Here is a 13,650-nt window from a genome sequence, read left to right on the forward strand (position 1 = left end):
AGGGCCCGGATCAATAACCCGGCGGCGCGGCAGTCGGGACATAGACGACGCCGTCGTTCGCATACCCGGCCGCGTACCAGGTGGCCCCGCAGTAATAGTGGGCCACCCCGTTGACGGAAATAGCGGCCACGTCGCACGGCGGGCTGGACACGACGACGGCCGTGTTCGGGGTGGCGGCTGCGACCACGGCGCCGCCCACCACCGCGCCGGCCACGAATCCGGCCGCCGCCGAGCCGCTGTCCCAGTTGCGGCCGCAATTGTAGCAATCGTCGCGGTTATTCTGCAGGTTGGTGGCCGTGGCCGCACGGGTGTTCTGCGCCTGCAGCGCCGTTGACTGGCGCGCCCCCTGGTTCTCGGACATGCTTTGCTGGCGGCCGGCCTGGTTCGAACTTCTGGTCGCCTGGCGCTGCCCCGCGCGCGCGCCGCCGTCGCCGGACGAGAAGCCGCCGTGGGCAGCGGCGCCGCCACGCGAATAGCCCCCACCGCCCCCACCACCCCCGCCGCCGCGCCGCTGGCTCGCCGCCTCGTCGATCACGCCGACGGTGAAGATGGCGGCAAGCACGACCGTCACGGCCGATTTTCCTGGTGTTGCCATCACTTGCCTCCCTTCTGCGGCGCTTCCTTCGGTGCGGCGCGCCCCGCACGCGGCAGCTGGGCTGCGAACGCGACCTTTTGCAAGCCTTCCGGCACCTGCACCGTGAACGTGGCGGCATTGATCTCCGGCGCCAGGTTCCATTTGGAGAAGTCGGCGCGGAATTGCGGCTGGCCCGGCTCCTTCTTGTAGGTCAGTACGATGCGCTGGGGCAGCGGCTGCGCGCCGTCGGCTACCCACAGCTGCACATCCACCGTCTCGCCCCGCGCGGCGATGTGGTGGGCAGGGACGCCGTCGATCTTGCCCAGCTCGACGTAGTCGACCGACTGTATCCGCTCCTGCAGCTCGGCCGGCAGCCGGCCCAGCAGCATGGCGGCGAGGGGCAGGCGCATGCCGAGATCCCTGACGAAATAGACGATGGCGTCGTCCAGCGGGCCGGGTTGCGGCGTGCGCGCGTACACCTTGCTGCCATAGTCCTGCACGACGACTTCCTTGCCGGTAAACACCGTCAGCAGCCTGGTGCCATCGCTGCGCGTGCCTTCGATGCGCAGGCGGTCCGGGCGCATCAGGGTGACGCTGCGGTTTTCGTGGAACTCGATCTTCTGGCCGGACGCCTGCACGCTGTCATACCCCGCCTGCAGGTCGACCCGGAAACGCTGGGCGGCGGCCAGAAACTGCGCCATCTTCATCATGATGGCGCGCGCCTGCGCCTGCTGCTGCGCGTCCGGCTTGGCCGCTGCGGCGACCTGGCATGTGGCCGGTACGGCGGCCAGCACCAGTGTCGACGCGCAAAATACTCTGGCCGCAAGGCGCCGTGTTTCGATGGACGATTTCATCAAGGTCTCCGGCGAAGGGAGTCTCGCGACTCTATTCCCTGGCAGCCAAGCCTGCCTATTGGCCCTTGGTCTAACACTTAGCCGGACAGCAAGGTCGAGCTGGAATAGAATACGCATATGCAAACTTCTTTCCACCCTTCCTGATGGCTCAGCTCACCCTGGTCGTCGCCATCGACGCCGCGCGCGGCATCGGCGTCGACAACGCCCTGCCCTGGCACCTCCCCGAAGACCTGGCGCACTTCAAGCGCGTCACCCTGGGCAAGCCGATCGTCATGGGCCGCAAGACCTTCGATTCGATCGGCCGCCCCTTGCCCAAGCGCCGCAACATCGTCATCACCCGCAACGCCGGCTGGTCGCACGAAGGCGTCGAAGTCGCCGGCTCACTGCAGGCCGCCATCGACCTGCTCGGCGGCGAGCCGGCCAGCATCATCGGCGGCGCCCAGGTCTTCACTGAAGCGATGGCCCGGGCCGACTGCATGATCGTGACCGAAATCGACCACGTATTCCGCTGCGATACCTTCTTCCCGCCGATCGACCCCGCCGTGTGGGTCGAGACGGCCCGCGAGACCCATCATTCCGAGGCCAACGGCTTCGATTTCGCCTATGTCACCTATACGCGCAAAGGGAGCGAACAATGACGGACCAGGCAATTCGCACCCCGGGCACGCGCGGCGGAGACGGCTTTGCCGGCAAGGTGGCGGTCCTGATCGCCATCCTGGCCACCCTGGGCACCATGTTCGGCTTTATCGGCAGCGCTTCGCACAACAATGCGGCCCTGTACAAGAGCAATGCCGCGATCGACAAGACCAGCGCGGCCAATGCCTGGAGCCACTACCAGGCCAAGGCCAACCGCCAGAACCTGGCCGAAGTGGCAGCCGCCATCCCGGGCGCGGATGCGGCCCGCTACCGCGAAGAGATGCGCCGCTACGGCGTCGAGAAGGAAGTGATCCGCAAGGAAGCCGAGGGTTTCGAGGCCGCATCGCACAAATGGAACGTCCTGTCCGAAAAGGAGCTGCACCGCCACCGCCAGTGGGCCGCCGCCGCGGTTGCGCAGCAGATCGCGATCTCGCTGGCCGCCATCACCCTGCTCTCGCGCCGCACCTGGCTGCTCACGCTCACCTGCGCCGTGGCCGCGTTCGGCATCACGCTGGCCTTGTTCGCGGCGATCCAGGCCGAGCCGGTGCCGTTCTCGGCGGGGCCGCTGCTGGCCGCGGTCGGCGCCGCCGCGCTGACAGAGGCCTTCCGCCGCGTCGGCAAAAAGTTGACTAACTGAGTTGGCCAGCTAGAGTGCGCCAGACATCGCCCGCACTGTTTACCCTTGTAAAAAAATTGCACTGGCGCGCGCAATTTCTGCGAAAATCCGTTTCCTCTTTTTTCCAGTGCCGTGGCCGGCGCATCAGCCTGATCAAGGCTGAGCGCTTCCGCGGCGCTTCGCTTTGGAGCTGTCCATGAAATTTCGTTTCCCGATCATCATCATTGACGAGGACTTTCGTTCCGAGAACACGTCCGGTCTCGGCATTCGCGCCCTCGCGGCCGCGATGGAGCAGGAAGGCATGGAGGTGCTCGGCCTGACCAGCTACGGCGACCTGTCCCAGTTCGCCCAGCAGCAGTCGCGCGCCTCGGCCTTCGTGCTGTCGATCGACGACGAGGAATTCGGCGGCGGCTCGATCGAGGAGACCGACACCGCGCTGACCCGCCTGCGCGCCTTCGTGCAGGAGATCCGCCACAAGAACGCCGACATCCCGATCTACATCTACGGCGAGACCCGCACCAGCCGCCACATCCCGAACGACATCCTGAAGGAGCTGCACGGCTTCATCCACATGTTCGAGGACACCCCGGAGTTCGTGGCGCGCCACATCATCCGCGAAGCGAAGGCCTACCTCGATTCGCTGGCGCCGCCCTTCTTCCGCGCGCTGGTGAACTACGCCTATGACGGTTCGTACTCGTGGCACTGCCCGGGCCACTCGGGCGGCGTCGCCTTCCTGAAAAGCCCTGTGGGCCAGATGTTCCACCAGTTCTTCGGCGAGAACATGCTGCGCGCCGACGTCTGCAATGCGGTCGAGGAACTCGGCCAGCTGCTCGACCACACCGGCCCGGTCGCCAAGTCCGAACGCAACGCCGCGCGCATCTACAGCGCCGACCACTGCTATTTCGTGACCAACGGCACCTCGACCTCGAACAAGATGGTCTGGCACTCCACGGTCGCACCTGGCGACATCGTGGTGGTGGACCGCAACTGCCATAAATCGATCCTGCACTCGATCATCATGTGCGGCGCGATCCCCGTGTTCCTGATGCCGACCCGGAACAACCTCGGCATCATCGGCCCGATCCCGCTGGAGGAGTTCACGCCCGAGTCGATCGCCCGCAAGATCGAGGCGAACCCGTTCGCCCGTGAAGCCGTCAACAAGAAGCCGCGCATCCTCACCATCACCCAGTCGACCTACGACGGCGTGGTGTACAACGTCGAGACCCTGCGCGAAATGCTGGACGGGAAAATCGACACCCTGCACTTCGACGAAGCCTGGCTGCCGCACGCGACCTTCCACAGCTTCTACAAGAACATGCACGCCATCGGCCAGGACCGCCCGCGCGCCAAGGAGTCGATGATCTTCTCGACCCAGTCGACGCACAAGCTGCTGGCCGGCCTGTCGCAGGCCTCGCAGGTGCTGGTGCGCGAATCCGAGACCGTCAAGCTCGACCAGGACGCCTTCAACGAGGCCTACCTGATGCACACCTCGACCTCGCCGCAGTACTCGATCATCGCCTCGTGCGACGTCGCCGCCGCCATGATGGAAGCGCCGGGCGGCACCGCGCTGGTGGAGGAATCGATCCTGGAAGCGCTGGACTTCCGCCGCGCGATGAAGAAGGTCGATGCCGAATTCGGCGACGACTGGTGGTTCAAGGTCTGGGGCCCGGACGTGAAGTCGGAAGAAGGCATCGGCGAGCAGGCCGACTGGATGATCCACGCCGAGGACGACTGGCACGGATTCGGCAAGCTCGCGCCGGGCTTCAACATGCTCGATCCGATCAAGTCGACCATCGTGACCCCGGGCCTGTCGCTCGACGGCCAGTTCGGCGACACCGGCATTCCGGCCTCGATCGTCACCAAGTACCTGGCCGAACACGGCGTGATCATCGAGAAGTGCGGCCTGTACTCCTTCTTCATCATGTTCACGATCGGCATCACCAAGGGCCGCTGGAACACCCTGGTGACGGCGCTGCAGCAGTTCAAGGACGACTACGACCGCAACGCCCCGATGTGGCGCGTGATGCCGCAGTTCGCCGCGGCCAACCCGCGCTACGAGACCCGTGGCCTGCGCGACCTGTGCACCGAGATCCACCTGTTCTACAAGCAGTACGACGTGGCGCGCCTGACCACCGAAATGTATTTGTCGGACATGGTGCCGGCCATGAAGCCGTCGGACGCATTCGCCAAGATGGCGCACCGCCAGATCGAGCGCGTCGCCATCGACGAACTGGAAGGCCGCATCACCGCGATCCTCCTGACGCCTTACCCGCCGGGCATTCCGCTCCTGATCCCGGGCGAGCGCTTCAACAAGACCATCGTCGATTACCTGCGCTTCGCGCGCGACTTCAACGAGCGCTTCCCGGGCTTCGAGACCGACGTGCACGGGCTGGTCAAGCGCGAGGTGGATGGCAAGCGGGGGTATTTCGTGGATTGCGTGATGCAGGACGCGTAAGCCAGCAATACGGCAGAAAAAAAGGGGCGCAAGCCCCTTTTTTCATGTGCGTCGTTGTTGCCCTGATCGTAGGGTGGGCGGATTCTCCGCCCACGCGGTCGACGCACCGATGATTGATCCTTGAGCGTGCCAGGATACCTGAGTTGACCGCGTGGGCAGAATCTGCCCACCCTACAAAAGCAGCTGGCAAGACTTAACTGAACGGCATTGGGGCACAATGTGCGTCGTTTTGCCTAGCGGCGTTTGAGTTCGATGGTGGGCTGCGACATCGGCGCCGCTGCCGCGCGCAACTCGGCGCGTGCTTGTCCGATAACGGAATACGCCGCAGACAGCCCGAGCAGGCCCATGACGGTGGCCACCAGCAGGTCCGGCAGGCCGCTGCCGGTCTGGAACACGCCCAGCGCCGCCAGCAGCACTGCGACGTTGCCGATCGCATCGTTGCGCGTGCACAGCCACACCGAGCGCATGTTGGCGTCGCCGTTGCGGTAGGCGTACAGCAGCACACCGACGAAGCAATTGGCAGCCAGGGCGGCAAGGCCGATCCAGCCCATGGTGTGGGCTGCGGGCACGGTGCCGCTTTGCAGGTGCCACAAGGCCGTGCCGAGCACGAAGATACCGTAGCCACCCATGGTCGCGCCCTTGATCAGCGCGGTGCGCGAGCGCCAGACGGGCGCCAGGGCCAGCACGAACAGGGAAATGCCGTAGTTGGCGGCATCGCCGAGGAAGTCGACCGCGTCGGCCAGCAGCGAGACCGAGCCCGCCGCCCAGCCGCCGACGATCTCGACCCCGAACATCAGGGCGTTGACCCACAGCGCAATCCAGAGGATGCGGCGGTAGCGCGGATCGACGGGTGGCTTGCCGGAGGAGCAGCCGCCACTGCAGCAGTCGGACATGATCGTTCAGCCTTTAAAACATGATTCAGTTTCGAAAGGCTACCATGAAAATTTGAATCAGGTTTTCGGCAGCGTGACGCCGTGCTGGCCCTGGTACTTGCCGCCGCGGTCCTTGTAAGAGGTCTCGCAGACTTCGTCGGACTCGAAGAACAGCACCTGGGCGCAGCCCTCGCCCGCATAGATCTTGGCCGGCAGCGGCGTGGTGTTCGAGAACTCCAGCGTCACGTAGCCTTCCCATTCCGGTTCGAATGGAGTGACATTGACGATGATGCCGCAGCGCGCATAGGTCGACTTGCCGAGGCAGACGGTGAGCACGTTGCGCGGAATGCGGAAGTACTCGATGGTGCGGGCCAGCGCGAAGGAATTCGGCGGGATGATGCAGACATCGCTCTTGACGTCCACGAAGGAGTTGGAGTCGAAATTCTTCGGGTCGACGATGGTGCTGTTGATGTTGGTGAACACCTTGAATTCGTCGGCGCAGCGGATGTCGTAACCGTACGAGGAGGTGCCCCACGAGATGACCCTGCGCCCGTCCGATTCGCGCACCTGCTGCGGCTCGAAGGGTTCGATCATGCCGGTCGATTCCGCCATGCGGCGGATCCATTTATCGCTCTTGATAGCCATTGTCGAGATTCCAAAAAATCAATCCCGCGATTTTACGCTAAACCGCCGCCACTGGCACCAGGCGCCTGCTGCTTGGCGCAAAGGTGATCTGGCGCCAGCAGGCGCTCGATCATCTCGTGTGCCAGGCGCGCGGTTTCCTCGGGCTTTTCGAGCGGATACAGGTGGCCGCCCTCGATCATCACCAGGTTCGGTCCCACCAGCTTGCGGGTCGCGTCCAGCCCGGCCTGGCGCAGCTCTTCCGAGGTGGTGCCGGCGATGAAGCCGATCGGCAGCGGATACGGCGCGCGCAGGATCGCGCCCATGTGGTGGGGCAGCGTGTTGTAGATCATGGTCTCGACAGCGCGGTCGAATCGCAGCTGCACGCCCTCGGGATGCGGCGTCAAGCCATGGTCGAGGTAGTCGTCGAGCGCACCCGGCGCCCAGGCCTGGAACATCGGTTTCGCGATGAAATGCTGGTAGACCGCCGCACGGTCCGGCCACACATTGCGGCGCCGCTCGGAAAAGCGGGCCGGCGAAAACCGCGAACCCAGGCCGCGCTGCTTGACCAGCCGCCACAACAGCGCGCGCCAGCCGGCCACTACCGGCGAATCGAGCATCACCACGCAGCGCGCCAGTTCCGGACGCTGCTTGGCCGCCATCATGCTCAGCATGCCGCCGAGCGAGTGCCCGAGCAGGATCGGCGGCTGGGCGTAGCCTTCCAGCTGGTGGATCAGCTCCTCGACCAGCCCGTGCCAGCCGTCCCCCACCGGAAAGCGCGGATCGTGCCCATACATATCGTGAGCGCGCACCTCGTAGTGCCCGCCCAGGGCCCGGAACAGCCGGCTGTAGGTGCCGGCCGGGTAACTGTTCCCGTGGGAGAAGTGCAGCAAGGGTTTGCTCATGGCGCTCATTAGAGTGAATGTCAACGGACCATTGTAATGAATGCCGCCGGCATGCGGGCCTCGTTTAGAGGGGAATGCCTACACCAGGCTGCCCCGTTCATCGCATGTAAATCCAGGTAAAGCATCCCCCCATGCCGCAGCGCCGGGGCGGCGGGTTTGCTATGCTGCTCCCCCATGAACCACGTACTGCTGATCGACGACGACGTCGAACTCGTCGGAATGTTTTCCGAATACCTGGAACAGGAAGGGTTTCGCACCACCTGCGTCCACAACGGCCACGATGGCGCCCGCGAGGCGCTGCGCGGCGACTATGCGATCGCCATCCTCGACGTCATGATGCCGGGCACCAACGGCATCGACGCCCTGCGCCGGATTCGCACCGACAGTCGGCTCCCCATCCTGATGCTGACCGCGCGCGGCGACGACGCCGACCGCATCCTGGGCCTGGAACTGGGCGCCGACGATTACGTCGCCAAGCCCTGCACCCCGCGTGAACTGACCGCACGGGTGCGTGCCATCCTGCGCCGTACCCATGCACGCGACAGCGCCGGACCGGGCGCGGTGCTCAACGTCGGCAAGCTCGGCATCCATCCGGAGCAGCGCCGCGCCACCTGGGACGGCGCCGCGCTGGACCTGACCAGCACCGAATTCAACCTGCTCGAGGTGCTGGCGCGCCATGCGGGCCGTCCGGTGAGCAAGAACGCGCTGTCCGAGCAAGGCCTGGGCCGGCCGCTGGCGCGTTTCGACCGCAACATCGACGTCCACCTGAGCAGCCTGCGCCAGAAATTGGGCCTGCTCGCCGACGGCCGCTCGCCCCTGCAGACGATCTACCGCCAGGGCTACCAGCTGATCCGGGATTGAGTGTGGGCCGCCTGTTCTGGAAGTTCTTCCTCTGCATCCTGCTTGCGCAAGTGGCCGCCACCATCGGCATCGGCGGCGCCTTCTGGCTGCGCGACCGCGCCCGCAGCCAGGCCGCCGAACTCGATACCGGACCGCCGGCCTATATCGCGCTCGACGCGGCCGCCGCCACCCTCAGGCATGGCGGCGTGGCGGCCCTGCGCGGGATGCTGGCCGAGCTGCGGCGCCCGCAGGTGTTCGTGCGCGACGGCGCGGGACGCGAGCTGCTGGGCCGCCCGGTGCCGGCCGAACTGGAAGCGGAAGTGCGGCGCCAGTTGGCCACCGGCGAACCGCGGCGCGGCATCCGCCGGCTGGCCGGGCCGGACGGCGAAGCCTATCTCGCCTTCGTCAAGCGCCCGCAGCGTGGCGATGTGGCGATCTTCCGCGGCGCACCGCGCGGCCCCGGCGGCGGCCCCGGCCGGCGCGTCGGCCAGGTGGCCGGCATCGTCGCGGCCACGCTGGCCAGCCTGCTGTTCGCCGCCCTGCTCGCCTGGTATTTCTCGCGACCGATCCGGGCGCTGCGCAAGGCCTTCGAAGCGGCCTCGCGCGGCGACCTGGCGCCGCGTTTCGCCGCCCCGGGCCGCGCGGGCGACGAACTGAGCGACCTGGGGCGCGACTTCGACCGCATGAGCGCCCGGCTGCGGGCCCTGATGGACGGCCAGCGCCGCCTGCTGCACGACGTCTCGCACGAACTGCGCTCGCCGCTGGCGCGGCTGCAGGCCGCGGTCGGGCTGGCACACCAGCAGCCGGAAAAAATCGGTGCCTCGCTCGAGCGCATCGAGCGCGAGAGCATGCGCATGGATCAACTCGTCGGCGAGCTGCTGACCTTGTCGCGCCTCGAAGCGTCGCCCGGCCTGGCCCGGCGCGAAGCGTTCGACCTGACCGAACTGGCGGACGAGATCGCCGCGGATGCGCGTTTCGAGGCCGGCCCCGATGCGCCCCGGCTCAGCGTCGACGCACCCGGCCCCATCGTCGTGCACGGCGACCCGGACCTGATGTGGAGCGCGCTCGACAACGTCGTGCGCAATGCCGTCCGCCACGGCGGCAGCGGCGGCCCGGTCGAGATCGTGCTACAGACGGACGCAGATTGGGCCCACGTGGACGTCCTCGATCGCGGTCCCGGCATCGCAGCGTGCGACCTGGCCGCTGTATTCGAACCCTTCTTCCGGTCCAACCCGAACAAGGTCGACGGCCATGGACTCGGCCTGGCGATCGCCCGGCACGTGCTGGTGGCGCACGGCGGCAGCATCAAGGCCGCGAACCGCGAAGGCGGCGGCCTGCAGCTCAGGCTCAGCCTGCCCCTGGGGCGCAAGCCCTAGCGGCCGTGCCAGTAGCGCGGGCGCTCGCTGCGGTATTCCGTCACCTCCAGCGCAGGGCCGAAGCGCAGCGTGACGGCGCCCGATTCGTCGGTGCGCAGCCGGCGGATGCCGCGGCTGCCGTAGCGCTCGTAGACCTCCTGTTTCGGGTGCCGGTAGCGATTGCGATAGCCGACCTGGAAGAGTGCGACCGTCGGCTTCACCGCCGCCAGGAAGGCCGCGGTCGACGACGTGCCGCTGCCGTGATGGGGCGCGAGCAGCACGTCGGCGCGCAGTTGCTGCGGCGCGCGCTGCAGCAACTGCGCTTCCTGCGCGGCCTCGATGTCCGCCGCCAGCAGCATGGCCCTGCCTACGGTGCTCACGCGCAGCACGCAGCTGCGCGCATTGGCCTTCAGGCCGGCCTCGTCGTAGGACGACAAGGCCGGCCCGAGCATCTCGAAGCGCACCCCGTCCCAGGTCCAGGCCTGCCCGGCTGCGCAGCGGCTGTGGCGCCTGGCGGCGCGCACCACCGGGTGGTGGCCGCCCAGCGAGGAATGCAGCTGCGCGACGCTCATCCCTGCGAGCAAAGTACGGGCGCCGCCGGCATGGTCGACGTCGCTGTGCGAGACCACCAGCGCATCCAGTTCGCCGATACCGCGTCCGCGCAGGTAGGGCAGCAGGATCCGGCCGGCCGCGTCGGCGCCCGGCCCGTATTGCGGGCCCGCGTCGTACAGCAGGCGGTGACGCTCGGTCTCCACCAGCAGCGCCATACCCTGCCCCACGTCGAAGGCGGTGACCGTGAAGCTGCCGGCTGCCGGCGCGGTCGGCAGCTGGGTGAGCATCGGCGCCCATGCGGCCAGCCCGGCCCACCGATGCGGCCAGCCGCGCGGCGCAAGCATCCACGCCGTGCCGATGAGCGCCAGCACGAACACCCACGGCTGCGGCGCCGGCGCGTTCACGACCGCGAGCGGGCTGGCGGCCAGCAAATGCAAGCCCTCGGCCAGCAGTTCGACCGCAAGGTGCGCCAGGCCCAGGATCCATCCCGCGAACGGCGCCGGCAGCAGCGCCCCGAACAGCGCCAGCGGCGTGACGAACAGGCTGATGACCGGAATGGCCACCGCATTCGCGAACGGACTGGCCAGCGACACCTGCGAAAACAGCAGCAAGGTCAGCGGCACCAGTCCGATGGTGATGGCGTACTGGGTCTGTACGGCCAGCAGGAGCGTGCGGCGCCAGCCGGTGGTGCCCGTCACCCGCCCCAGGCCGGCGTACAGGATTACCGCCACCGCGCCGAACGAAAGCCAGAAGCCGGCGCCCAGCACCGCCCAGGGATCGATCAGCACCGCCACGCCCAAGGCCAGACAGAGGACGTGCGATAGCGCGACCACGCGTCCGAACCACAGCGCGGCCGCCACCGTCGCCAGCATATAGAAGGTGCGCTGCGCGGGCACGCCGGCCCCGGCCAGCAGCACGTACAGTAGCGCCACCAGCGCGCCGGCCAGCGCCGCGGCCTCCTGGGCCGGCAGGCGCAGGGGCAAGGCGGCACCATCGATAAAGAAGGAGCGCCGCCACAGGCCGGACATCGCCCATGCGGCAAGGCCGGCGAGCATCGTGATGTGCAGGCCCGAGATCGACACCAGGTGGCTGATGCCGGTGCGGTTGAACACGTCCCAGCTTGACTGCGGGATGCCGCGCTGGTCGCCGATCACCAGGGCGACGATCACGCCGGCATAGCGTTCACCCTCGAGCTGTCGCAGGATATGGCGGCGCAGCGCGGCACGGGCGCGTTCCACCACGTGCCCTGGGCGCGGCACGAAGGCGTCGAGGCGGACGTTGCGCGGGCCGGCAGGGCGGACGTAGCCGGTGGCGCGCACGCCCTGCTCCAGCAGCCAGGCTTCGTAGTCGAAGCCGTAGGGGTTGGCATTGCCGTGCGGGCGCTGCAGGCGCACGACCAGCTGCCAGCGTTCACCGGGTTGGACGGCATCCGGGCCGTCCGGGCCGTACCAGGAGACGGCGACTTTGCGCGGCACCTTGGCGCCTGGCGTCAGCACGCGTTCGACGCGAACATTGAAGCGGGTCCCACCTTCGAATTCGTGGGGCAGGCTGTCGACGGTGCCGAGGATGGCAACGTCCCTGCCCTCCAGTTCGCGCAGCAGTGCGTCGGCGAGCGCGCCGTGGGCGATCCAGGCTGCCCACGACGCGCCCAGCAAGACGGCGGCAGGCAGGATGGCCAGGCGCCTGCGCAGTGCGCACAGGGCCAGCGCCACGGCAACGGCGCCCGCCAATGCGCCCGGCGCCGGCAGCTCGGCGCAAGTCTGCAGCCAGCAGATCCCGGCGAGGAATGCGAGGATGGCGCAGCGCATGGGCCGTTCCGGCGTGGTACCTGGCGATCGCGAGCTATGCTGCGGGGCGCTAGGAGACGATCTGGAAATCGGTGAACTGGTCGGCGACGAGCTTGGGTGCGGGCGAGCAGGCGCAGATGCACAGGTCGTCGCTCAGCGCGCATTCCTTGCCTTCGGACTGATCGGGCAGGCGTGGCATGACGCACTGGATGACGCCCTGTTGGCCGCAGGCGGGGCAGTCGACCGGGTCGCCCTCGCGCGCGAGCGGCAGGCCGTCGAAGGTAGTGAAGGTGCTGGAGGCACGGACGATGCCGTCGGCGGTGGTTTTGGCGCCGTCGCGGATGTAGTAACGTTTATGGCTCACGCTTGCGCTCCTTGCGGGGAAAGCTGGAATGTAGCTGAGCTGGCCTGGTTCGGCCTGCGGCAACGCAGACCGTCATTCACAGATCCGCATTTATGCCTCTGCCAGCTTCTTGGGGGTGGTTTTCGTATCCGTTCCAGGATGGGTAACCCGCAAGCGAATGCTGGACAGTATTTTGTCCCACAAGTCGAGCGCAGCGTCATCTGATAAAGAAGATGGGACGGGCCCAGAATTGCGATTTCCTGTGTTCATTTTGAACACGAAGTGGGGGACAAGGACTTTGTCTTCGGTCCCGTTTACCTCCCACCAAAAGCTATGTACTCGCGCATCATTCTTTTCAGAAAAGGCTTCAACTAACTCCTCTCCAGGAAGCCCGGCAATTGTTCGTGGTGCTGCACGTAATGTTGAAATGCGCATCCGCTCCAATAGCGAAAAACCTCTCGTTGAAGCGCTAGATCGCTCTAACAGGCCCTGCTCGTCGGGTTTCGTTCCTGCGGCAAGGATGAGCAGGAAATCAATGTATGGATAGCTTGGCAACCCGGCGAACATTGTGATCTGTTCGCCTTGGTCGGCAGTGAGCGGATCGCGAAAATAGGCATGATCGATGCAAAAACCGGGCTCCTTCGGTGTCGTATTACCAGGATTTGGGACGAGCTGCGAGACTAACCGGGCCAGCCCCTCAATCCGGTCTGGATCATAATAGTCTGCCGCTAAGTCAATACTGATACCTGAACCGTGCACGAGCGCCTCGAGTGCAACTCCTTCGTAGCGATAGCGCACAAGTTCGAGTCCCTTTGCTGCAGTACCCTCAGTCACTTTCCGACTATGGACGAATATCGTGCCAACGATCCCATTGTCGGATTTGACTGGGGTCTCCGACTCCAGATTACTGTTCCCGCCGAGCCGGTCTGGCTTGGCCCTGATTTCCGCCTCGCGGTCAGCGAGACGCCTCTGGAACTCTTCGGCGGTTTCCACAAAAGCCGCAATGTTGAATCCGTCAATAGTCGGTGTACCTAGCTCAACCTTTGCCTGCTCTGGCATATCGACCAGGAACCTGCCGATGCAGTGCGTTTTCATTCTGCTGGTGAGTCGCGCCACGTCATGCTTTCCTTGCTCGGCACCATCATCCCGGGATCGTGCCAAACTTGCCATAACAACTCCCGCGAGGACGAGTGCGAGAGCGAGTGCAGGTCGAAGTATGCGTCCCATCTTTGACTCCTGT

At 66.3% G+C, this 13,650-nt stretch carries 13 protein-coding genes; 5 read left to right on the forward strand and 8 right to left on the reverse strand.

Annotated elements, in window-relative coordinates:
• Positions 1 to 10 precede the first annotated feature (10 nt).
• The gene (locus tag AC56LU_RS03355) at positions 11 to 595 is read right to left on the reverse strand and encodes a hypothetical protein (RefSeq protein WP_497174172.1); all 585 of its coding nucleotides are present in this window, start codon (positions 593 to 595) and stop codon (positions 11 to 13) included.
• A complete protein-coding gene (locus AC56LU_RS03360; protein WP_497174173.1) occupies positions 595 to 1,428 on the reverse strand; it encodes a DUF2092 domain-containing protein in 834 nt (277 codons plus the stop codon). The genes AC56LU_RS03355 and AC56LU_RS03360 overlap by 1 nt, the downstream gene beginning before the upstream one ends.
• 143 nt (positions 1,429 to 1,571) lie before the next feature.
• On the opposite strand from AC56LU_RS03360, the gene AC56LU_RS03365 reads away from it, so the two are divergent.
• From AC56LU_RS03365 to AC56LU_RS03375, 3 genes are all read left to right on the forward strand, one after another.
• Positions 1,572 to 2,066 (forward strand): dihydrofolate reductase, encoded by a 495-nt coding sequence (locus tag AC56LU_RS03365; protein ID WP_497174174.1) that lies wholly within the window; start codon positions 1,572 to 1,574, stop codon positions 2,064 to 2,066.
• Positions 2,063 to 2,701, forward strand: coding sequence for a DUF4337 family protein (locus AC56LU_RS03370; RefSeq protein WP_497174175.1), 639 nt, complete (start codon positions 2,063 to 2,065; stop codon positions 2,699 to 2,701). The genes AC56LU_RS03365 and AC56LU_RS03370 overlap by 4 nt, the downstream gene beginning before the upstream one ends.
• Positions 2,702 to 2,876: 175 nt before the next feature.
• Complete coding sequence (locus AC56LU_RS03375) at positions 2,877 to 5,135, forward strand: Orn/Lys/Arg family decarboxylase (RefSeq protein WP_497174176.1); 2,259 nt, start codon at positions 2,877 to 2,879, stop codon at positions 5,133 to 5,135.
• A gap of 233 nt (positions 5,136 to 5,368) precedes the next feature.
• On the opposite strand, the gene AC56LU_RS03380 is transcribed toward AC56LU_RS03375, so the two are convergent.
• The 3 genes from AC56LU_RS03380 to AC56LU_RS03390 are packed head-to-tail and all read right to left on the reverse strand — an operon-like array spanning position 5,369 to position 7,533.
• Positions 5,369 to 6,028 (reverse strand): cation efflux transmembrane domain-containing protein, encoded by a 660-nt coding sequence (locus AC56LU_RS03380; protein WP_497174177.1) that lies wholly within the window; start codon positions 6,026 to 6,028, stop codon positions 5,369 to 5,371.
• Positions 6,029 to 6,085: 57 nt separating this feature from the next.
• Positions 6,086 to 6,652, reverse strand: coding sequence for a dCTP deaminase (gene dcd, locus AC56LU_RS03385; protein WP_497174178.1), 567 nt, complete (start codon positions 6,650 to 6,652; stop codon positions 6,086 to 6,088).
• Between the two features lie 32 nt (positions 6,653 to 6,684).
• Positions 6,685 to 7,533 (reverse strand): alpha/beta hydrolase, encoded by an 849-nt coding sequence (locus tag AC56LU_RS03390; protein ID WP_497174179.1) that lies wholly within the window; start codon positions 7,531 to 7,533, stop codon positions 6,685 to 6,687.
• Positions 7,534 to 7,707: 174 nt separating this feature from the next.
• Between AC56LU_RS03390 and AC56LU_RS03395 the strand changes: the two genes are divergently transcribed.
• Together AC56LU_RS03395 and AC56LU_RS03400 are read left to right on the forward strand one after the other, a co-directional pair.
• Positions 7,708 to 8,394, forward strand: coding sequence for a response regulator (locus AC56LU_RS03395; protein WP_497174180.1), 687 nt, complete (start codon positions 7,708 to 7,710; stop codon positions 8,392 to 8,394).
• A gap of 2 nt (positions 8,395 to 8,396) precedes the next feature.
• The gene (locus tag AC56LU_RS03400; RefSeq protein ID WP_497174181.1) at positions 8,397 to 9,749 is read left to right on the forward strand and encodes a sensor histidine kinase; all 1,353 of its coding nucleotides are present in this window, start codon (positions 8,397 to 8,399) and stop codon (positions 9,747 to 9,749) included.
• Here AC56LU_RS03400 and AC56LU_RS03405 read toward each other — a convergent pair.
• The 3 genes from AC56LU_RS03405 to AC56LU_RS03415 form a co-directional block, all read right to left on the reverse strand.
• On the reverse strand, positions 9,746 to 12,088 hold the full coding sequence (locus AC56LU_RS03405) for a DNA internalization-related competence protein ComEC/Rec2 (protein WP_497174182.1): 2,343 nt from the start codon (positions 12,086 to 12,088) through the stop codon (positions 9,746 to 9,748). The two genes, AC56LU_RS03400 and AC56LU_RS03405, sit on opposite strands and share 4 nt — an antisense overlap.
• Before the next feature lie 49 nt (positions 12,089 to 12,137).
• Positions 12,138 to 12,431 carry a PAAR domain-containing protein gene (locus AC56LU_RS03410; protein ID WP_497174183.1) on the reverse strand — a complete coding sequence of 98 codons (294 nt, stop codon included), beginning with the start codon at positions 12,429 to 12,431 and terminating at the stop codon, positions 12,138 to 12,140.
• Between the two features lie 90 nt (positions 12,432 to 12,521).
• Positions 12,522 to 13,526: a T6SS immunity protein Tli4 family protein gene (locus AC56LU_RS03415; RefSeq protein ID WP_497174184.1), complete on the reverse strand. Its 1,005-nt coding sequence runs from the start codon at positions 13,524 to 13,526 to the stop codon at positions 12,522 to 12,524.
• Between the last annotated feature and the right edge of the window lie 124 nt (positions 13,527 to 13,650).

This window comes from Telluria sp. PB2R4 (assembly GCF_059685695.1).

Bases quoted from the DNA above. Each gene is read 5' to 3' on its own strand.
- AC56LU_RS03355 (WP_497174172.1), bottom strand. From the start codon at position 595: ATGGCAACACCAGGAAAATCGGCCGTGACGGTCGTGCTTGCCGCCATC.
- AC56LU_RS03360 (WP_497174173.1), bottom strand. From the start codon at position 1,428: ATGAAATCGTCCATCGAAACACGGCGCCTTGCGGCCAGAGTATTTTGC.
- AC56LU_RS03365 (WP_497174174.1), top strand. From the start codon at position 1,572: ATGGCTCAGCTCACCCTGGTCGTCGCCATCGACGCCGCGCGCGGCATC.
- AC56LU_RS03370 (WP_497174175.1), top strand. From the start codon at position 2,063: ATGACGGACCAGGCAATTCGCACCCCGGGCACGCGCGGCGGAGACGGC.
- AC56LU_RS03375 (WP_497174176.1), top strand. From the start codon at position 2,877: ATGAAATTTCGTTTCCCGATCATCATCATTGACGAGGACTTTCGTTCC.
- AC56LU_RS03380 (WP_497174177.1), bottom strand. From the start codon at position 6,028: ATGTCCGACTGCTGCAGTGGCGGCTGCTCCTCCGGCAAGCCACCCGTC.
- dcd (WP_497174178.1), bottom strand. From the start codon at position 6,652: ATGGCTATCAAGAGCGATAAATGGATCCGCCGCATGGCGGAATCGACC.
- AC56LU_RS03390 (WP_497174179.1), bottom strand. From the start codon at position 7,533: ATGAGCAAACCCTTGCTGCACTTCTCCCACGGGAACAGTTACCCGGCC.
- AC56LU_RS03395 (WP_497174180.1), top strand. From the start codon at position 7,708: ATGAACCACGTACTGCTGATCGACGACGACGTCGAACTCGTCGGAATG.
- AC56LU_RS03405 (WP_497174182.1), bottom strand. From the start codon at position 12,088: ATGCGCTGCGCCATCCTCGCATTCCTCGCCGGGATCTGCTGGCTGCAG.